The following is an 18,058-nucleotide window of genomic DNA, read 5'->3' on the forward strand; positions in this document are numbered from 1 at the left end:
AGCGGGAACGTTAGGCCCCCACGACCGCCAGAACAACCTCCCGCCGGTGCGGCCGGTCGCGGTGCTCGATGAGATAGATGCCCTGCCAGGTGCCCAGCGCGAGGCGGGCGTCCAGCACCGGCACGGCGAGGCTCGCATCCGTCACCAGGGTGCGGATATGGGCCGGCATGTCGTCCGGGCCCTCGCTGCCGTGCACGTAGGCGCCGTGGCGCGGAGCGAACCCGTCGAGGGCGGTCATGAGGTCGGTCTGCACGTCCGGGTCGGCGTTCTCCTGGATGGTCAGGGAGGCCGAGGTGTGCCGGCAGAACACCGTCAGCACGCCGTGCGCGACGCCGCTGCGGGCCACGAACGCGGCGACGCGTCCGGTGATGTCGGTGAAGCCGGGGCCCTCCGTCGCCACCACGAGGCGGGCGCTCGCCTGCCGGCTCACCGGGCCCACCCGGAAGCCGTCGAGTTCGCCGATGCGGGCGCCACGGGTCATGAGGGGATCTCCAGGGTGGCGCCCGGGGCGATCTCGCTCGTCCCCCGGGCCAGGATGGTTTCGAGGAGGGCGATGCGATCGGCCTCCGCCGCCGGCTTGTCCCAGCGGATGCGGTGGACGCGGGGGAAGCGGAGCGCGAGGCCGGACTTGTGCCGGGTCGAGCGCTGCACGCCCTCGAAGGCGATCTCCAGCACCAGCCCCTCGTTGAGGCCGTACGCGACCTCGCGCACGGGGCCGAAGCGCTTGACCGTGTGGTTGCGGACGTAGCGGTCGAGCTTGGCCAGTTCCGCGTCGGTGAAGCCGTGATAGGCCTTGCCGACGGGCACCAGTTCGAGGCTGCCGTCCTGGCGGGGCCGCCACACGCCGAAGGTGTAGTCCGAGTAGAACGACGAGCGCTTCCCGTGGCCGCGCTGGGCGTACATCATCACGGCGTCGACGAGGTGGGGCTCGCGCTTCCATTTCCACCACGGCCCCTTGGGGCGGCCGGGCAGGTAGGGGCTGTCGCGGAGCTTCAGCATCACGCCCTCGATGGCGTCGGCATCCGCCCCCGCCCCCACGGCGGCCGGGTCGGCGCGCGCTTCGGCAAGGTCCTCCCAGGTGGCGAAGGGCACGAGGGGCGAGAGATCGATGCGGGCGTGGTCGAGGGCACCGACGAACGTCTCCAGCCGCGCCCGGCGCTCGGCGAAGGGCAGCGGGCGCAGGTCCGCGCCCTCCGCCGTGAGCAGGTCGTAGGCCCGGACATGGGCGGGAAATTCCTCCAGGAGCTTCGGGGTCACCGCCTTGCGGTTGAGGCGCTGCTGCAGGACGTTGAAGCTCAGGACGCGGGATTCCTTCAGGATCAGCAATTCGCCGTCCAGCGTGCCCGTGAAGGTGATGGCCTGCGCCAGATCCGGGAATGCGCCGGTGATGTCCTCGCCCGTGCGCGAATAGACCCGCGCGACTTGGCTTCCCACCTCGTCGCGGCCGCCCGAGAGCTGGACGCGGATGCCGTCCCACTTCCACTCGCCCGAGAACGCCGCCGGGTCGAGTTTCTCGAAGTCCGTCTCCGCATCGATGGGGTGCGACAGCATCGGTGGCCGGAACGGCGCCGGGTTGAGGGTGGTGGGGCGCTCGGCCTTCCCCTCGACCCAGGCGAACAGGCTCAGGTACGGCGGCACCATCCCGTGCCAGACCTCCTCCACCGCGTCGGCCTCGTGGCCGCCGAGCGCCCCTACGGCGGTCTTGGCCAGACGCGCCGAGACGCCGACGCGCAGGGCCCCGGTGATAAGCTTCAGGAGCGCCCAGCGGCCGGTCTCGTCCAGCGCGTCGAGCCACTCGGCGAGGCGGGCCGGCAAATCGGCCTTCTTCACGGTGGCGAGGGTCTCGACCACCTCCGCCAGGGTCGGGATGTGGGGCGGCGGGTTGTTGTGGCCGAGAGGCGGGGGCGCATCCCCACGCCCGGGCGTAAGGGCATCGAGGGAAGCTGTGACGTCAGGCGCCGGCCAGATCAGCGCCGTGGTCTCGGCGAGATCGCCGACGTAGTTGTGCGACAGGGCGAAGAGCACCGGATCGACCCGCGCCTCCACCAGCCCGCGGATCATCGCGGGCTTCGCCTCGCGAAAGGTCAGGTTGCCGGTCATGGCCGCGAGGGCGAAGCCGCGCTCGGGGTCGGGGGTCCGCGAAAAGTAGTCCTGCAGCAGGCGCAGCTTGGCGTTGCGGCGCGGCTCGTAGGCGAGACGGTCGAGGAGCTGGGCGAAGTGGTTCACGCGGCGACCTCCGCGACGCCCGGCTCGGCCTCGCCGTCGTCGCCGTAGCCCAGCAGGTGCAGGGGCTTGGCCTTGATCCCTTGGATCCCGCACCAATGCACCAGGGCGTCCTCCTGCCCGTGGGTCACCCAGACCTCCCCGGCCCCGGTCTCCCGGATCGTGCGGCAGAGGTCGGGCCAGTCGGAATGGTCGGAGATGCAAAGGGGGAGTTCGGCGCCCTTCTGGCGGGCGCGGGCGCGCACCCGCATCCAGCCCGACGCGAAGGAGGCGACGGGATCGGGGAATTTGCGCGACCACACGTCCTGGATCGCGGAGGGCGGGCACAGCACGATGGCGCCGTGGAGCTTGCCCCGCTCGGCCGCGACGACCTTGGGGGTCTCGCCGAGCGGAACCCCCTCCTGCTTGTACAGCTCCGTCAGTTTCTCCATGGCGCCGTGGAGGTAGATCGGCCGGTCGTAGCCGGCCTCCCGCAGCAGGGCCATCACCCGCTGGGCCTTGCCGAGCGCGTAGGCGCCGACGATGTGGGCGCGCTCGGGGAACAGCGCCACGGAATCGAGGAGTTTTTGAACCTCGTCCCGGGTGTCGGGCATGCGGAACACCGGCAGGCCGAAGGTCGCCTCGGTGATGAACACGTCGCACGGCATGACCTCGAAGGGCAGGCAGGTCGGATCGGGCGCGCGCTTGTAGTCACCCGAGACCACGACGCGCACGCCCCGCGCCTGAATCGCGATCTGGGCCGAGCCGAGGACGTGCCCGGCGGGGGCGAAGCGGACGGTGACGTCGCCGACGCGGATGTCCTCGCCGAGCTTGGCCTCCTGGCGGGTCTCGCAAAAATCCTCGCCGTAGCGCACGGCCATGATCCGCAGGGTCTGGCCCGTGGCGAGCACCTGCCCGTGGCCGGCGCGGGCGTGGTCGGCGTGGCCGTGGGTGATCAGGGCCCGGGGCACGGGCCAGGTCGGATCGACGTGGAAATCGCCGAGGGGGCAGTAGAGCCCCTCGCGGGTCAGGGTGAGGAGATCGCTGGCGCTGAAGGTCATCGGCGCGGCATATAGGGCGCCCGATCCCCGAGCGAAGCGGCCGCCCCCACCCAGCATGTCACGCCCCTCCGGTTCCGGCGAGTTCCTCGCCGACAGACGCTACGCCTACGCCGAGGGGTGCCTGGCCGAGGGCGATGCCCTTGGGGCCGCCGAGATGGCGGAGCAGACCCTGGAGATCGCCCCCCGCTACGCCCCGGCCTGGTTTCTCCTCGGCCGGGCGCGGGAGGCCCGCTACGTCACCCACGGCGACCTCCGCGACCACCACGCGGCGCTGCGGGCCTACGCGGCGGCCCTCGACCTCGACCCCGAGGACGTGCAGGGCGCCCGGCTCGCCCTGGCGCAGATCGGCGCGGGCCGCCGGGAGGACGGCGACGGCGGCGTTCTGGGGGCGATCTCCCCGGCCTACATCCGTGCCCTGTTCGACGCCTACGCCGCGCGGTTCGAGCGCCACCTCGTGGACGACCTCGCCTACCGGGCGCCGGAACTCATCGTCGCGGCCCTCGATCGCCTGTCGGACGCGCCGGCGGTCTACGACACCGTGCTCGACCTCGGCTGCGGCACCGGCCTCGTGGGCGCGGCCCTGGGCGACCAGGCGCGCCACCTCACGGGCATCGACCTCTCGCCCCTCATGCTGGCCGAGGCCGCGCGGGGGAAGCGCTACGCCCGCCTGGTGGAGGCCGACCTCGTGGCGGGCCTCGCGGCGGAACCGGACGCCGGGACCGACCTCGTCACCGCCGCCGACGTGATGATTTACGTGGGCGGACTTACGGACCTCCTAGCGGGGTCCGCGCGGGTGCTGCGGCCGGGCGGGTGCCTCGGCTTCAGCGTGCAATCCCATGCGGGCGACGGCATCGTGCTCGGCCCGGACGCCCGCTACGCCCATGGCGATGTCCTGGTGGAACGGGCCGTGGCGCGGGCCGGCCTCGTCCTCGAATGCCTCGACCCCGCGACCCTCCGGCGCGAACGCGGCCTGCCCGTCCCGGGACGCATCGTCGTCGCCCGCCGGCCCGGCTGATCCGGTCCGGATCCCGGGCGAGTTCGGATCACGGGCGAGGGTGGGTAGCCGGCAAGCCGGATCACGCGAACGTCAGCCGATCATCCCGTCCCCGCGAGGCGGAACGGTGGACAGGTGCCGCACGGCACGCCATGGCCAGATTCGACAGCCTCCCGGAATCCCATTGCGCGCCCGGGCGCGTATGGGGACCGGCAATCCCGCGTCGTGGCGTCGTCCCCGCGTCGGGCCGTTTCCCTGCCCCTCCCCGGGGCCGATCCTCTGGAGATTCCATGGCAGACCCGCAGAGCAAGGCGTTTCCCGCCAGCGCGCGAACGCGCATCCCGTTCGCCCTCGCCCTCTCGGCCGTGGCGGGCTGCGCCGATTCCATCGGCTTCCTCGAATTCTCGCAGCTGTTCATGTCGTTCATGAGCGGGAACACCACGCGGTTCGGCGTGTCGGTCAGCCGATTCGACTGGGAGAGCACCTCGCGCGTCGCCTCCGTCATCATCCTGTTCTGCTTCGGCGCCTTCGCGGGCACGCTCATCGCCGCCTGGGTCGGGCGCTGGCGCCTGTCCGTGCTGCTGCTGCTCCAGGCGGTGCTGCTCACCGTCGGGCTCATCGTGCCCCACGGCACCTTCGCATTCCCGCTCCACGCCTATCCCATCGTCATCGCGCTCGGCCTCCAGAACGCGACCCTGCAGGACGAGGGCGGCCGCAGCCTGGCGCTCACCTACGTCACCGGCGCCGTGGTGCGGTTCGGAACCGGCCTCGCCAACCTGCTCCTCGGCGTGGTCGCGCCGTCGTTCTGGATCCAGGCCCCCCTGTGGGCGGCGCTCAGCACCGGCGCGGTCATCGGCGGCGTGCTGCAGATGCATTACGGAGAGGACGCGTTCCTGTTCCCGGCGGCCCTGGCGGCCCTGCTCGCGGTCATCGCCCTGGTGCTCACCATCGCCAAGCCCGGCAGCCCCTACGTCAGCGGCGAGGTCGAGCACCATCCGCCGGACGGCACCGCCGCCCCGACGCCCTGAGGCGGGCGGGTGTTGGGGATCACCCGTCGCCCCGGTCCCCGCGCAGGCGCTTGGTGTCGGAGCGCTTCGACTTTTCGTCGAGGCGCCGCTTCTTCGAGGCCAGGGTCGGGCGCGTGGCCCGGCGCGGGGTCGGCGGCACGGCGGCCTCCGCCACCAGGGCGGCGAGGCGCTCGCGGGCATCGGCCCGGTTGCGGTCCTGGGTCCGGTGCTGCTGGGCCGAGATGACGATGATGCCGTCCAGCGTCAGGCGCCGGCCGGCGAGCCGCATCAGCCGCACCGCGACGGCGTTGGGCAGGGACGGCGAGCGCCGCGCATCGAAGCGCAGCTGCACCGCGGTGGACAGCTTGTTGACGTTCTGCCCGCCGGGGCCCGAGGCGCGCACGAAGCTTTCCTCCAGCTCCGCCTCGTCGATGCTGATCTGGGGCGTGCACTGAAGCGCCACGGCGACGGTCTCCGGCCCGTTCGATCAGGCGGCCTCGGCCGGCGTCCGCGCCCGAACCGCCAGGGCGTGCAGGCCGCGCTTGAACGCCGGATCGAGGGCGCCGTTGACGAGGCGGTGGCGCTCGACCCGGCTCTTGCCGTCGAAGGCCGCCGAGACGACATCCAGTCTGAAATGGGTCTCGCCCTCGGGCCGCGCCCCGGCATGGCCGGCGTGCAGGTGCGATTCGTCGATCACATCGAGATGCGTCGGCGCGAGCGCGGATCGCAGGGTCTCGTCGATCCAGTCCCTCATGGTCGTCATGGTTCGGTCTCCTTCCGGGCGAATGATCTCGCGTTCGGGGCTCGCTCGTTCGGGGGCTTGGCCGCCGCTCCCGTCAACCCCCGATGGCCGCATGCGGCATCAGGCCCGGCGCTCTTGTGTCTGCGACCCGCCCTCTCATAATCGCCCCATCATGGATCTCAACTCGCCCCTGTTCGACAGCATCCGCATCAAGCGCACCTGCGACGAGCCCAAGAAGGCGTCGGCGCAGGGCTGCGACACGCCCGGCTGCCAGAACCCCGGGCTCTACCGCGCCCCCAAGGGCCGGAAGGCGGAGGGGCAGTACTGGCGCTTCTGCATGGACCACGTGAAGGCCTACAACGCCACGTACAACTACTTCGACGGCATGAACGACGCCGCCGTGCAGGCCTTCCAGAAGGACGCCATCATCGGCCATCGCCCGACCTGGGCCATGGGGGTGAACCCCGCCACCGCCGCGGCGAAGCCGAAGCCCGAAGCCACGCGCGACTGGGCCTATGTCGATCCCCTCGACATCCTGCGCGCCGAGGGCGTCGGCGAGACCGCCCGGCGCAAACGCGCGCCCGAGCCGCGCCGGCCGCGCCATTCCTCGGCCACCCTCAAGGCCCTCGACGTCCTCGGGCTCGACGAGAACGCCGGTTCGGCGGCCATCAAGGCGCAGTACAAGGTGCTGGTGAAGCGCTTCCACCCCGACGCCAACGGCGGCGACCGCTCGTTCGAGGAGCGCCTGCGCGACATCATCCGCGCCCACGACGCCCTGCGCGCCGCCGGGTTGTGCTGAGCGCGGCACGAACCCTGCGTGGATTTTCGGGATCCGGTCGGATTTGCAGGTCTGGTCGGCCCGGGCCGGGGCGGCAATCGGCGCGCGGCGCCCTATATCGTGCCCGACCACGTCTCTTTCGTGTGGCATCCACCCTTGGCGTCCCCCGGCGCCGTCCCCTAGATGACGGGGCGAAAGCGGCTCCGCGCGCGTCGCGCCCCTCTCGCCCGACACAGCCCCCGCGTGTTCCGGTCCCGCCGGCGCCCGCTCCACGAGGTCCCGTATGCTCTCTGACGTCTCGCCCGCCTCGCTGCCCGACCGGACCGTCTCCGTGCGCGAGGCCTTCGGCATCGACCTCGACCTCATGGTTCCGGCCTTCACGAAGACCGACGAGCATGTGCCCGACCTCGACCCGGACTACATCTTCGACAGGGAGACCACCCTGGCGATCCTGGCGGGCTTCGCCCGCAACCGCCGCGTCATGGTCACGGGCTATCACGGCACCGGCAAGTCGACCCATATCGAGCAGGTCGCCGCCCGCCTGAACTGGCCCTGCATCCGGATCAACCTCGACAGCCACGTCTCGCGCATCGATCTCGTCGGCAAGGACGCCATCGTGCTGCAGGAGGGCAAGCAGATCACCGCCTTCCAGGACGGCATCCTCCCCTGGGCCCTGCAGAACAACGTCGCCCTGGTGTTCGACGAGTACGATGCCGGCCGGCCCGACGTGATGTTCGTGATCCAGCGCGTCCTCGAACTCTCCGGCCGCCTGACCCTGCTGGACCAGAAGCGGGTCATCCGCCCGCACCCGGCCTTCCGGCTGTTCGCCACCGCCAACACCGTGGGCCTCGGCGACACCTCGGGCCTCTATCACGGCACCCAGCAGATCAATCAGGGCCAGATGGACCGTTGGTCCATCGTCACCACCCTCAACTACCTGCCCCACGACCGCGAGGTCGACATCGTCCTGTCCAAGGCCCTGCACTACCAGCGCGACGGCGGCCGCGAGATCGTCAGCAAGATGGTGCGCGTGGCCGATCTGACCCGCAATGCGTTCATGAACGGCGACCTGTCGACGGTCATGAGCCCCCGCACGGTCATCACCTGGGCCGAGAACGCCGACATCTTCCAGGATATCGGCTTCGCCTTCCGGGTGACGTTCCTCAACAAGTGCGACGAGCTGGAGCGCACCCTCGTGGCGGAATTCTACCAGCGCGCCTTCGGCAAGGACCTGCCCGAGAGCGCCTCGAACGTGGCCCTGAGCTAGGGAATCTTTTGCGGAGGACGCGATGGGCGAGCCGGCTGTGAAGGGCGGACCGCGTACGGGGGAGGTGTTCCCCGGCCGGACGCGCTACGAGGACGACCTTTACACCTGGGTGCAGGAGCAGGTCGCGCTTCTCCGTGCCGGGCGGGTCGATGCGCTCGATCTCGATCATATCGCCCAGGAGTTGGAGAGCTTGTCCAAGAGCGAGTTCGGCAAACTCCAGAGCGCCCTGCGCGTCCTCGTGATGCATATGCTCAAATGGGATCAGCAGCCCGAGCACCGTACGCCGAGCTGGATCTTCTCGATCCGCGAGCAGCGTCGCCGCTACGAGCGCATTCTGGCGAGCAACCCCGGTTTGAAGTCGCGCATCGACGAGGCTCTGGGCAACGCCTACCCGGACGCACGGGACTGGGCGTCCGACGAGACGCACCTCCCGCCGGATGAGTTTCCCCCCGAATGCCCCTACGAATGGGACGACATCCTGAACCGGCCCTTCGATTTCGACTCGGTGAAGAAGCAGCGCCCGTGAGCATCTCCAACCGCAAAGCCGGCGAACGCCGCGAGCCCGTCGCCGAACCGCTGAAGCGCTCGGTGGCCGGGTGCCTGCGCGCCATCGCCAAGCGGGCCGAGGTCGAGGTGGTCTATGCCAGCGACCGGCCGGCGCTGACCGGCGACAAGGCGCGCCTGCCCGAACCGCCGCGCAAGCTGACGCCCGGCGACGTGGCGATCCTGCGCGGCAACGCCGATTCCATGGCGCTTCGGCTCGGCTGCCACGATGTGGCCGTCCATCGCCGTCTGGCCCCCGAGAATTCCGGCGCGCGGGCGGTGTTCGACGCCGTCGAGCAGGCCCGGGTCGAGGCCATCGGCGCGCGGCGGATGTCGGGCGTCGCCTCGAACCTCTCCGCCATGCTGGAGGACCGCTACCATCGCGGCGGCAAGTACGAGGCGATCACCGACCGGGCCGACGCCCCCATGGAGGACGCCGTCGCCCTCATGGTGCGCGAGCGCCTCACCGGCCAGGCGCCCCCGCCGGCGGCGCAGAAGATCGTCGACCTCTGGCGCGCCCATATCGAGGACAGGGCCGGGCCGAACCTCGACGGGCTCATCGGCGCACTCGAGAATCAGCGCGCCTTCGCCCGCTCCGTGCGCGACCTCCTCACCTCCCTCGACATGGCCGACGAGACGCCGTTCGACCCCGAGGACGACGACAACGACGACGACGAGGGCGAGTCTCAGGACGACGAGCAGACCCCGAGCGAGGGCGAGGCCGAGGAGCAGTCGCAGGGCGACCGCGCCGAGATGGAGGTGTCGGAAGAGGCCTCCGACGACCTCCAGGAGGGCGCCACCGAATCGGCCGACGCCCCGTCTGGCGAACTGCCGGAGGAGGCCGAGAACGCCGAATCGGAGGAGGCCTCGGAGGCTTGGCGGCCGCCTTCGTCTCGGGGCAACGAGGCCCGCGGCCCCGACTACAAGGTGTTCAATCCCCGCTTCGACGAGGTGATCCACGCCGAGGACCTTTGCGACGCCGAGGAGTTGGCCCGCCTGCGGACCTACCTCGACAAGCAGCTCGCCCACCTGCAGGGCGTGGTCGGGCGCCTCGCCAACCGGCTCCAGCGCCGGCTCCTGGCCCAGCAGAACCGCGCCTGGGATTTCGACCTCGAGGAGGGCCAGCTCGACCCCGCCCGCCTCGTGCGCGTGGTGACGGACCCGTTCCAGCCCCTCTCCTTCAAGCAAGAGAAGGACACGAACTTCCGCGACACCGTCGTGACCCTGCTGCTCGACAATTCCGGCTCCATGCGCGGCCGGCCCATCACCGTGGCGGCCACCTGCGCCGACATCCTGGCGCGGACCCTGGAACGCTGCGGCGTCAAGGTGGAGATCCTGGGCTTCACCACCCGGGCGTGGAAGGGTGGGCAATCGCGCGAGGCGTGGCTCGCCGCGTCGAAGCCGAACGCGCCCGGTCGCCTCAACGACCTGCGCCACATCGTCTACAAGAGCGCCGACGCTCCCTGGCGCCGGGCGCGAAAGAACCTCGGGCTGATGATGCGCGAGGGGCTGCTGAAGGAGAACATCGACGGCGAAGCCCTCGATTGGGCGCACAAGCGCCTCATCGCCCGGCCGGAGCAGCGCAAGATCCTCATGGTGATCTCAGACGGCGCGCCGGTGGACGATTCGACCCTGTCGGTCAATCCGGGCAACTACCTCGAGCGCCACCTGCGCTGGATGATCGAGGACATCGAGACCCGCTCCCCCGTCGAGCTCCTCGCCATCGGCATCGGCCACGACGTGACCCGCTACTACCGCCGCGCCGTGACCATCATCGACGCCGAGGAACTCGGCGGCGCGATGACGGAGAAGCTGGCGGAGCTGTTCGAGGAGGATGCGGGCAACGGTGGGCGCAAAGCCTCACGCGCGGGCGGGCGGCGCTAGACCCCCGACGTCGGTTTCATCGCCGCCCGGCTGCACGCGGGCGTTGCGATATCGCTTGTCGTCTGTGAAACGCGATGCTTGAGAGGCAGGCATCCAAACCGACCCGGATCCCGCGATGACGTGGCACCTGCACTGGCTCGAAGCCTCGGGCGATCTCGGCCCCTGGCGCGACGCGATCACCGCGGAGGTGGAAATCGCCCGCCGCGCCATCGTCGGCTTGGTACCGGTGCGCCCCCTCGACATCCTCGTGCAGCGCGACGCCGACGGGGTCCTACCTGAGACCGGAACCGGTGGCCGGGCCTACGCTTCGACTCTGTTCTCCCTGACCATCGACCCGGACAATCCCAATTTCGCAGGCGTGCTGGCGGACGGGGACATCCGCCGGACCGTGGTGCACGAAGCGCATCACTGCCTGCGCATGGCCGGGCCCGGCTACGGCTGGACCCTCGGCGAAGCCCTGGTCAGCGAAGGCCTGGCGGGCCGGTTCGTGGAGCGCCTGTTCGGCGCGGCCCCCGAACCGTGGGAAAACGCCTTCGATGACACCGCGCTCGCGGCGCAGCGCCCCGACGCGGCTCTTTTGGCGGCGCGCGACTACGATCACGCGGCCTGGTTCTTCGGGTCCGACGCGTATCCGCGGTGGTACGGCTACACCCTCGGCTACCGGATTGCGGGCGACTGGGTGCGGGCGAATCCGGGGGCGGATGGCGAGACCTGGGTGAACGTCCCGGCCGAGGCAGTTCTGGCGGCGGCCCGCGGCCATACTCTGGCGGCGGCCTGAGCCGGCCCGTCGCACGTTCACCTGGGTGACGACGCAATTCCGGGACGCCGGGGGCGGAGTAGTCGGGACGCCGGTCGGATGAATCGACCCTGCAAAGACGAACGCATCCCTAGTGCACTGACGCACTCGAAAGGTGCACGTCAGGTCAAGAATTTCTTCGCTCTGGCAGCGTGTTAGCGATGATCGGTTTGGTTCGTTAGTCGGTGTCAGTGCACTAGGCTCATGGCGTCCCACAGAGCTGCCGCTCCAGGCGAGCGAGCAGGCGTTCGAACACGCCGGGATCGTCGAGGGCGCGGGCCAGGACGAGGCCGCCCTGGATCGCCAGGACGGCGTCCTCGGCCAGGATCTCGGCCTCCGCCCGGCCGGCGCGGTGCAGCGCTCCCGTGAGGGCATCCCGCCACGCCGCGAAATACCCCGCGATCCGCATCCCGAATCGGTCCCGCCCCTCCGACAGGGCGAGGGCGCCGACGAGGCAGACCCGCCGGCCGGAGCGGAAATACGCATCCGTCTCCGACAGCATGCGCCGGATGGCGGCGCGGGGGTCGGGATCGTCCCGCAGGGCTGCGTAGATCTCCGCCTCGAACCAGGCGCCGATGCTGTCGAGGACGGCGTCCGCCATCTCGGCCTTGCCGCCGGGAAAGGCGTGGTAGAGGCTGCCCTTGCCGAGCCCCGCGCGGGCACCGAGCAGGGCGAGGCTGGCCCCGGCGTAGCCATGCTCGCGAAACACCTCGGCGAGCGCCGGGATCGCCGCCTCCCGCGCGCCCGGGGCCGCGGCGCTCACAACCCGAGTTCGGTGAGCCCCGGGTGATCCTCCGGCCGCGGGCCAGGCGTCCAGCGGAACAGACGCTGGTTCTCGGTGATGGGCAGATCGTTGATGCTGGCGTGGCGCATCCGCATCAGGCCGTTGGCGTCGAACTCCCAGTTCTCGTTGCCGTAGGCGCGGAACCATGCGCCGGCGGCATCGTGGAACTCGTAGGCGAAGCGCACGGCGATGCGATTCTCGGTGAACGCCCACAGCTCCTTGATCAGCCGGTACTCGTGCTCGCGCTCCCACTTCGCCTCGAGGAACGCCACGATGGCGGGGCGCCCGGTGAAGAACTCCGAGCGGTTCCGCCAGCGGCTGTCGGGCGTGTAGGCCAGGGCGACCTTGTGGGGGTCGCGGCCGTTCCAGCCGTTCTCGGCGGCGCGGACTTTCTGAATCGCGGTCTCGCGGGTGAAGGGCGGCAGGGGCGGACGGGCGTCGGACATGCGAACTCCTGGCGCGCCGATTCGCCAGCGCTGTACCGATCGGTACAATCCGGTCGGAGCCGCGTCAATCCGGGTCGCGGCGACCCACCCGCGCGCGACCGGAGACACCCCGGACACGACGAAGCCGCCGCCCGCACTCAAGCGGGCGACGGCTTCGACTGAGATGTCTGGTCCGGCTCAGGGGCCGGCCCGTCGGCCTTCAGGCGGCGACGGGGGTCTCGACCTCGGCGAGCTTCTTGTGCAGCTCGCGCTTGATCAGGCGGGCCGTCTGCGACAGCTCGATCTCGCGCGCCTTGATGAGGAAGGCATCGAGGCCGCCACGGTGCTCGACGGAGCGCAGGGCATGGGCGGTGACGCGCAGGCGCACCCGACGCTTCAGGGCGTCCGACTGCAGGGTGACCTGGCACAGGTTCGGCAGGAACCGGCACTTGGTCTTGCGGTTCGAGTGGCTCACGAGGTGGCCGGTCTGCACGGCTTTGCCCGTGAGTTCGCAACGGCGCGACATAATCAAACTTCCCGGTTCGTTCCGCATGTCCGACAGGGCGATGGCGGGACACCCGCGAATGGGTCTCACGCACGCCAAGCCCGGTGGAGCGGCGTTCTCATTGAAGGCGCGAGCCTATAGGGGAAGGGTGCCCCAGGCGTCAAGGCATCGCGGCCTTTTTCAGCCTCGGCACGGTCAAGCTGGCACGGGTCCAACGATGTGTTAACCATGGGAGCGGACGATGCGGGACTACGGACCCGGCCGCGTCTCGACCGGGCATCCTCGCAGCACCCCGAGTTCCCAGCCATGTGCGCCCAGCGTTTCCCCAGCGCCAGCCTTTCCCTCGCGGTTCTCGCCGCCCTCATGGTCGCGACGGCGCCGGTTCAGGCGCGCCCCAAGGCGTCCGCCGCCACCCCCGCCAACGTCACCGTCGATTACGGCATCGCGCTCGCCGGCATCCCCATCGGCACCGCCCAGGTGACGGGGGCCTTCGAGAGCACGCGCTACCGCATGGACGTGTCGGCCCGGCTCACGGGCCTCGTCGGCGCGGTGACGGGCGGCATGGGCTCGGCCCGCGCCAGCGGCCTCATCGCCACCGGCCCGCAGCCGAGCGCCTTCGCCATCTCCACCAAGACCTCGAATTCGGGCATCGCCGTGCGGATGGCACTGGCGCGCGGCACCGTCACCCAGGCCGAAATCACCCCGCCGCTGGTCGACATGGGCGACCGCGTGCCGATCACGCCCGAGAACAAGCGCGGCGTCATCGATCCGGCGAGCGCCCTGATGATGCCCGCCGTGGCCCGGGGCGAGCTCATCGACCCGGCCAATTGCAACCGCACCCTGCCGGTCTTCGACGGCGCCACCCGCTTCGACGTGGTGCTGAGCTACGGCGAGACCCGCACGGTGGAGAAGCCGGGTTATTCGGGGCCGATCCTCGTCTGCAACGCCCGCTACCAGGCCATCGCGGGTCACCGGCCCGACCGGCCGGGGGTGAAGTTCATGGAGGACAACCGCGACATGTCCGTGTGGCTCGCGCCCGTGGAGGGCACCCGCGTGCTCCTGCCGATCCGCATCTCCGTGCGCACCACCATCGGCACCAACATCATCGAGGCGACGCGCTGGAACCGCAGCGGCGGCACGACGACGGCCGGGGCGCCCACGACCGGCACCCTCGCGAGCCTCGGCGAGCAGCGCTGACCCTGCGGATGCGACGCTTCCGTCCCGTCCTCGCCCTCCTGCTCGCCGCCGGCCCCGCCGCGGCGGCCCCCTTGAACACCGACGATTCCGGGTGCGGCGGCGACGCCTATTCCTCGGCCGAGGTGGTGGAGGGGCGCCGCCCCCGGGGCAGGCCGCTCACGGCCATGCCCGACACCCTTTGCGCCGACCTCGCGGCGCCGCCGTCCCGGACCCGGATCGAGATCTACGGCTTGCCGGGCCTCGGCGGTGCGGGTCCGGGGGGATACGACCCGGGCGGCGGTTACGACGCGGGCCGACCTGGCCCCGATGGCCTTGGCGGAACCGGGGCCGGCGCCCCATATGAGCGTGGACCGCCACGTCGCCCACGCCGGGGCGACTGATCGGGCCTTTCCCGCGCGACACGTTCACCGTCGCCGGCCTGTCTCGCCGAAGGGACCGCCCCGCGCCCATGCTCCGCCCCTCCCTCCCCCCGCAGGCCCGCGCACGCGGCGTCACGGCGGTGCTCGGGCCGACCAACACCGGCAAGACCCACCTCGCCATCGAGCGGATGCTCGCCCACCCGACGGGTATGATCGGCCTGCCCCTGCGGCTGCTGGCGCGCGAGGTCTACCTGCGGGTGGTGGCCAAGGTCGGGGTCGACAAGGTCGCCCTCGTCACGGGTGAGGAAAAAATAAAACCCGACCGGCCGCGCTACTGGATCTCCACCATCGAGGCGATGCCGCGCGACCTCGACGTCGCCTACGTGGCCATCGACGAGATCCAGCTCGCCGCCGACATGGACCGGGGCCACGTCTTCACCGACCGCCTGCTGCACCAGCGCGGGCGCGAGGAGACCCTGCTGATCGGCTCCTCGACCATGCTGCCCCTGGTGCAGTCGCTGATCCCCGGCGTCCACACTACCACGCGGCCCCGGCTGTCGCAGCTGACCTTCGCGGGCGAGAAGAAGCTCGGGCGCCTGCCCCGGCGCACGGCCATCGTGGCGTTCTCGGCCGAGGAGGTCTACGCCATCGCCGAACTGATCCGGCGCCAGCGCGGCGGCGCGGCGGTGGTGCTCGGCGCCCTGTCGCCCCGCACCCGCAACGCCCAGGTCGAGCTCTACCAGTCCGGCGAGGTCGATTATCTCATCGCCACCGACGCGGTGGGCATGGGCCTCAACCTCGACGTCGACCACGTCGCCTTCGCGGCGAACTGGAAGTACGACGGCACCCGCTTCCGCAAGCTGACGCCCCCCGAGATGGGGCAGATCGCGGGGCGGGCCGGGCGCCACCTCTCGGACGGGACCTTCGGCTCCACGGGGCGCTGCGCCCCCTTCGAGCCCGAGATGATCGAGGCCCTGGAGACCCACGATTTCGAGCCCCTGCGGGTGCTGCAATGGCGCAACCCGGACCTCGACTTCTCCTCCCTCAAGGCCCTGCAGGCGAGCCTCGACGAGCACCCGCGCGAACGCGGCCTCACCCGTGCTCCCATGGGCGAGGACCAGTCGGCGCTGGAAATCCTCATGCGCGAGGACGACATCCGCGACATGGCCTCCACACCCGCCACGGTGAAGCGGCTGTGGGACGTGTGCGGCGTGCCGGACTACCGCAAGGTCCATCCCCAGACCCATGCCGACCTCGTCGCCCAGCTGTTCCGCTTCCTCATGCGAGGCATGGCCGGGCGCATTCCCAACGACTGGTTCGCCAAGCACGTGGCGATGATCGACCGCACCGACGGCGACATCGACGCGCTCTCCCAGCGCATCGCGCAGGGGCGGACCTGGACCTTCGTGGCGAACCGGCCGGATTGGCTCATCGATCCGGTGCATTGGCAGGGCGAGACGCGTCGGGTAGAGGACAGGCTGTCCGACGCCCTGCACGAACGCCTTGCAAGTCGTTTCGTCGACCGGCGTACCAGCGTCCTGATGCGGCGCTTGAGAGAGAATACGATGTTGGAAGCTGAGATCACCGCCGGCGGGGACGTTACCGTCGAGGGACAGCATGTCGGCCATCTGCATGGCTTCCAGTTCGTCCCGGACCCCGGCGCGGAGGGGCATGAGGCCAAGACCCTGCGCAGCGCGGCCGAGAAGGCGCTCGCCGGCGAGATCGAGGCCCGCGCCGAGCGGTTCTCGGCCGCCGCCGACGCGTCCCTGGTGCTGAGCCACGACGGCGTCGTGCGCTGGACCGGCGACCCGGTGGCCAAGCTGACGCCCGGCGACAAGCTGTTCGAGCCGCACGTGCGCCTGCTGGCCGACGAGCAGCTCACGGGCCCCGCCCGCGACAAGGTCGAGGGCCGGCTGACCGCCTGGCTCAAGGCCCACGTGGTGCGGCTCCTCGGGCCGCTCATGGAGATCGAGACGGCGGCCGACCTCACGGGCCTCGCCAAGGGCATCGGCTATCAGGTGGTCGAGTCGCTGGGCGTCCTGGAACGGTCCAAGGTGATGCACGAGATGCGCACCCTGGATCAGGAGGGCCGCGGGGCGCTCCGCCGCCACGGCGTGCGCTTCGGCGCCTATCACATCTTCCTGCCGGCCCTATTGAAGCCGGCGCCTCGGACCCTGGCGGCCCAGCTCTGGGCCCTCAAGAACGGCGGCCTCGACCAGCGCGGCCTCGACGAGATCGCGCATCTTGCGAGCTCCGGCCGCACCTCGATCAAGGTCGACCCCGAGATCGCCAAGGGCCTCTACCGCGCCGCCGGCTTCCGGGTGTGCGGCGAGCGCGCCGTGCGCGTCGACATCCTCGAGCGCCTCGCCGATCTCATCCGCCCGGCCATCGCCTACCGCCCCGGCACCACGCCGGGCGAGGCGCCAGCCGGCACCGCCGACGGCGACGCCTTCGTGGCCACCGTGGGCATGACCTCGCTGGTCGGCTGCTCGGGCGAGGATTTCGCCTCGATCCTGAAGTCGCTCGGCTACGCCCCGGAGACCCGTCCGGGCCCGGCCATCACCGTGCCGCTGCTGCCCGCGGCCTCGACCCAGCCCGTACAGGTGAGCGTGCCGGCCGATGACACGGCCGACGCGACGACCGGGGACGGCGCCGCGAACGACGATGCCCCCACTGCAGAGGGTGAAGCCGCTCAGGCGGCCGAGGGCCACGACGGCGCCACGGCCGTGGATGCCGCCATCGAGCCCGGCGCGACGGCCGACGCCGTGGCGACGCCCCTGATCGAGAACCCCATCGAAGCCACCGCACCGGAGCCGGCGACGGTTTCGGAAGAAGCGACCACGGAAGAAGCGACCACGCCCGAGACGACTTCGGTAGAAACGACTTCGGCAGACACGACTTCGGACGAGACTGCCGAGACAATTGAGCCGGCCCCCGAGCCCGTGGCCGAGGCCGCCAGCCTCGCCGACGCGGCCGAGCACCCCACCGAGGCCGTGTCGGCCGACGGCGCTGAGGGCGAGGACGCAACGAGCGAAGGCGCCGAGGACGAGGCCGCTGCGGCGGAGATCGTCACCGTCGAGGTCTGGCGGCTTCAGCGCCAGCAGCGTAGCGCCCCGCGTCAGAACCGCCCGCGTGGTGGTGGTCGCGACCGCGACGGGGCGGCCAACCGCGCCCCCGGCGAAGGTCGGCCGGATCAGCGCCGTCAGGCCGGTGCCGGTGCGTCCGACGGTCAGGGACGCCCTCGTGGTGGTGCCCCCGGCGGCGAGCGTCCGGAGGGCGGACGCCGCGAGGGTGGACGGCCCGAGAACGGTCGTCCCCAGCGCCGCGAGCGCTTCGAGCCGGGCCGGACCCGTCCCGACCGGCGCGACGAACCCCGTGCGGCGCCGCGCGACGAGCCGCGGCCGCAGCGCCGCGAGCGGGCCCCGGACCCGGATTCGCCCTTCGCCAAGCTGGCCGCCCTCAAGGCCCAGCTCGAGGCGGGCGAGGGCAACAAGCGTTGAGGCGCCCGTGACTC

Annotated in this window: 18 protein-coding genes; 10 read left to right on the forward strand and 8 right to left on the reverse strand. The window is 71.2% G+C overall.

The window, feature by feature from the left end; translation table 11 throughout:
• Window positions 1–10 precede the first annotated feature (10 nt).
• From ASF52_RS11630 to ASF52_RS11640, 3 genes are read right to left on the reverse strand one after another with little or no spacing between them, the layout of a single operon-like run.
• Window positions 11–481: a secondary thiamine-phosphate synthase enzyme YjbQ gene (locus ASF52_RS11630; protein WP_056171923.1), complete on the reverse strand. Its 471-nt coding sequence runs from the start codon at window positions 479–481 to the stop codon at window positions 11–13.
• Complete coding sequence (locus tag ASF52_RS11635) at window positions 478–2,226, reverse strand: cisplatin damage response ATP-dependent DNA ligase (RefSeq protein ID WP_056171926.1); 1,749 nt, start codon at window positions 2,224–2,226, stop codon at window positions 478–480. Before ASF52_RS11635 ends, ASF52_RS11630 begins: the two co-directional genes overlap by 4 nt.
• Complete coding sequence (locus ASF52_RS11640) at window positions 2,223–3,263, reverse strand: ligase-associated DNA damage response exonuclease (protein ID WP_056172200.1); 1,041 nt, start codon at window positions 3,261–3,263, stop codon at window positions 2,223–2,225. Before ASF52_RS11640 ends, ASF52_RS11635 begins: the two co-directional genes overlap by 4 nt.
• 55 nt (window positions 3,264–3,318) lie before the next feature.
• On the opposite strand from ASF52_RS11640, the gene ASF52_RS11645 reads away from it, so the two are divergent.
• Together ASF52_RS11645 and ASF52_RS11650 are read left to right on the forward strand one after the other, a co-directional pair.
• Window positions 3,319–4,278, forward strand: a complete 960-nt coding sequence (locus ASF52_RS11645) for a class I SAM-dependent DNA methyltransferase (RefSeq protein WP_056171928.1) — start codon at window positions 3,319–3,321, stop codon at window positions 4,276–4,278.
• A gap of 269 nt (window positions 4,279–4,547) precedes the next feature.
• Window positions 4,548–5,285, forward strand: a complete 738-nt coding sequence (locus tag ASF52_RS11650) for a YoaK family protein (protein ID WP_056171930.1) — start codon at window positions 4,548–4,550, stop codon at window positions 5,283–5,285.
• A gap of 19 nt (window positions 5,286–5,304) precedes the next feature.
• Here the strand turns inward: ASF52_RS11650 and arfB are convergent, their stop codons facing one another.
• Window positions 5,305–5,727: an alternative ribosome rescue aminoacyl-tRNA hydrolase ArfB gene (gene arfB / locus ASF52_RS11655; protein WP_056171932.1), complete on the reverse strand. Its 423-nt coding sequence runs from the start codon at window positions 5,725–5,727 to the stop codon at window positions 5,305–5,307.
• Between the two features lie 24 nt (window positions 5,728–5,751).
• The gene (locus ASF52_RS11660; RefSeq protein ID WP_056171935.1) at window positions 5,752–6,027 is read right to left on the reverse strand and encodes a BolA family protein; all 276 of its coding nucleotides are present in this window, start codon (window positions 6,025–6,027) and stop codon (window positions 5,752–5,754) included.
• Window positions 6,028–6,178: 151 nt separating this feature from the next.
• On the opposite strand from ASF52_RS11660, the gene ASF52_RS11665 reads away from it, so the two are divergent.
• The 5 genes from ASF52_RS11665 (at window position 6,179) to ASF52_RS11685 (ending at window position 11,256) form a co-directional block, all read left to right on the forward strand.
• Window positions 6,179–6,805 (forward strand): J domain-containing protein, encoded by a 627-nt coding sequence (locus ASF52_RS11665; protein ID WP_056171936.1) that lies wholly within the window; start codon window positions 6,179–6,181, stop codon window positions 6,803–6,805.
• A 262-nt stretch (window positions 6,806–7,067) separates the two neighbouring features.
• On the forward strand, window positions 7,068–8,051 hold the full coding sequence (cobS, locus tag ASF52_RS11670) for a cobaltochelatase subunit CobS (RefSeq protein WP_056171938.1): 984 nt from the start codon (window positions 7,068–7,070) through the stop codon (window positions 8,049–8,051).
• A 22-nt stretch (window positions 8,052–8,073) separates the two neighbouring features.
• The gene (locus tag ASF52_RS11675; protein ID WP_056171940.1) at window positions 8,074–8,577 is read left to right on the forward strand and encodes a DUF29 domain-containing protein; all 504 of its coding nucleotides are present in this window, start codon (window positions 8,074–8,076) and stop codon (window positions 8,575–8,577) included.
• Complete coding sequence (gene cobT / locus ASF52_RS11680) at window positions 8,574–10,478, forward strand: cobaltochelatase subunit CobT (protein ID WP_056171942.1); 1,905 nt, start codon at window positions 8,574–8,576, stop codon at window positions 10,476–10,478. Before ASF52_RS11675 ends, cobT begins: the two co-directional genes overlap by 4 nt.
• 115 nt (window positions 10,479–10,593) lie before the next feature.
• Window positions 10,594–11,256, forward strand: coding sequence for a DUF2268 domain-containing putative Zn-dependent protease (locus ASF52_RS11685; RefSeq protein ID WP_056171950.1), 663 nt, complete (start codon window positions 10,594–10,596; stop codon window positions 11,254–11,256).
• Window positions 11,257–11,476: 220 nt separating this feature from the next.
• Here ASF52_RS11685 and ASF52_RS11690 read toward each other — a convergent pair whose 3' ends face one another.
• The 3 genes from ASF52_RS11690 to rpmB form a co-directional block, all read right to left on the reverse strand.
• Window positions 11,477–12,037: a TetR/AcrR family transcriptional regulator gene (locus tag ASF52_RS11690; protein WP_056171952.1), complete on the reverse strand. Its 561-nt coding sequence runs from the start codon at window positions 12,035–12,037 to the stop codon at window positions 11,477–11,479.
• Window positions 12,034–12,504: a nuclear transport factor 2 family protein gene (locus tag ASF52_RS11695; RefSeq protein ID WP_056171954.1), complete on the reverse strand. Its 471-nt coding sequence runs from the start codon at window positions 12,502–12,504 to the stop codon at window positions 12,034–12,036. Before ASF52_RS11695 ends, ASF52_RS11690 begins: the two co-directional genes overlap by 4 nt.
• Before the next feature lie 199 nt (window positions 12,505–12,703).
• Window positions 12,704–13,009, reverse strand: a complete 306-nt coding sequence (rpmB, locus tag ASF52_RS11700; RefSeq protein WP_056087207.1) for a 50S ribosomal protein L28 — start codon at window positions 13,007–13,009, stop codon at window positions 12,704–12,706.
• A 342-nt stretch (window positions 13,010–13,351) separates the two neighbouring features.
• On the opposite strand from rpmB, the gene ASF52_RS11705 reads away from it, so the two are divergent.
• The 3 genes from ASF52_RS11705 (at window position 13,352) to ASF52_RS11715 (ending at window position 18,044) form a co-directional block, all read left to right on the forward strand.
• Window positions 13,352–14,185: a DUF3108 domain-containing protein gene (locus ASF52_RS11705; protein WP_244473796.1), complete on the forward strand. Its 834-nt coding sequence runs from the start codon at window positions 13,352–13,354 to the stop codon at window positions 14,183–14,185.
• Window positions 14,186–14,193: 8 nt separating this feature from the next.
• Window positions 14,194–14,565, forward strand: a complete 372-nt coding sequence (locus ASF52_RS11710) for a hypothetical protein (RefSeq protein ID WP_082515290.1) — start codon at window positions 14,194–14,196, stop codon at window positions 14,563–14,565.
• Window positions 14,566–14,633: 68 nt separating this feature from the next.
• Window positions 14,634–18,044: a helicase-related protein gene (locus ASF52_RS11715; protein ID WP_056171958.1), complete on the forward strand. Its 3,411-nt coding sequence runs from the start codon at window positions 14,634–14,636 to the stop codon at window positions 18,042–18,044.
• Window positions 18,045–18,058: the final 14 nt, after the last annotated feature.

Origin of the sequence: Methylobacterium sp. Leaf112, from assembly GCF_001423295.1 — a bacterium.
In the GTDB taxonomy this organism is placed as follows: domain Bacteria; phylum Pseudomonadota; class Alphaproteobacteria; order Rhizobiales; family Beijerinckiaceae; genus Methylobacterium.

What these genes read in the sequence shown, in the direction of transcription:
- ASF52_RS11630 (WP_056171923.1), bottom strand. Translation starts at nt 481, where the DNA reads ATGACCCGTGGCGCCCGCATCGGCGAACTCGACGGCTTCCGGGTGGGC.
- ASF52_RS11640 (WP_056172200.1), bottom strand. Translation starts at nt 3,263, where the DNA reads ATGACCTTCAGCGCCAGCGATCTCCTCACCCTGACCCGCGAGGGGCTC.
- ASF52_RS11645 (WP_056171928.1), top strand. Translation starts at nt 3,319, where the DNA reads ATGTCACGCCCCTCCGGTTCCGGCGAGTTCCTCGCCGACAGACGCTAC.
- ASF52_RS11650 (WP_056171930.1), top strand. Translation starts at nt 4,548, where the DNA reads ATGGCAGACCCGCAGAGCAAGGCGTTTCCCGCCAGCGCGCGAACGCGC.
- ASF52_RS11660 (WP_056171935.1), bottom strand. Translation starts at nt 6,027, where the DNA reads ATGACGACCATGAGGGACTGGATCGACGAGACCCTGCGATCCGCGCTC.
- ASF52_RS11665 (WP_056171936.1), top strand. Translation starts at nt 6,179, where the DNA reads ATGGATCTCAACTCGCCCCTGTTCGACAGCATCCGCATCAAGCGCACC.
- cobS (WP_056171938.1), top strand. Translation starts at nt 7,068, where the DNA reads ATGCTCTCTGACGTCTCGCCCGCCTCGCTGCCCGACCGGACCGTCTCC.
- ASF52_RS11675 (WP_056171940.1), top strand. Translation starts at nt 8,074, where the DNA reads ATGGGCGAGCCGGCTGTGAAGGGCGGACCGCGTACGGGGGAGGTGTTC.
- ASF52_RS11685 (WP_056171950.1), top strand. Translation starts at nt 10,594, where the DNA reads ATGACGTGGCACCTGCACTGGCTCGAAGCCTCGGGCGATCTCGGCCCC.
- ASF52_RS11695 (WP_056171954.1), bottom strand. Translation starts at nt 12,504, where the DNA reads ATGTCCGACGCCCGTCCGCCCCTGCCGCCCTTCACCCGCGAGACCGCG.
- rpmB (WP_056087207.1), bottom strand. Translation starts at nt 13,009, where the DNA reads ATGTCGCGCCGTTGCGAACTCACGGGCAAAGCCGTGCAGACCGGCCAC.
- ASF52_RS11705 (WP_244473796.1), top strand. Translation starts at nt 13,352, where the DNA reads ATGGTCGCGACGGCGCCGGTTCAGGCGCGCCCCAAGGCGTCCGCCGCC.
- ASF52_RS11710 (WP_082515290.1), top strand. Translation starts at nt 14,194, where the DNA reads ATGCGACGCTTCCGTCCCGTCCTCGCCCTCCTGCTCGCCGCCGGCCCC.
- ASF52_RS11715 (WP_056171958.1), top strand. Translation starts at nt 14,634, where the DNA reads ATGCTCCGCCCCTCCCTCCCCCCGCAGGCCCGCGCACGCGGCGTCACG.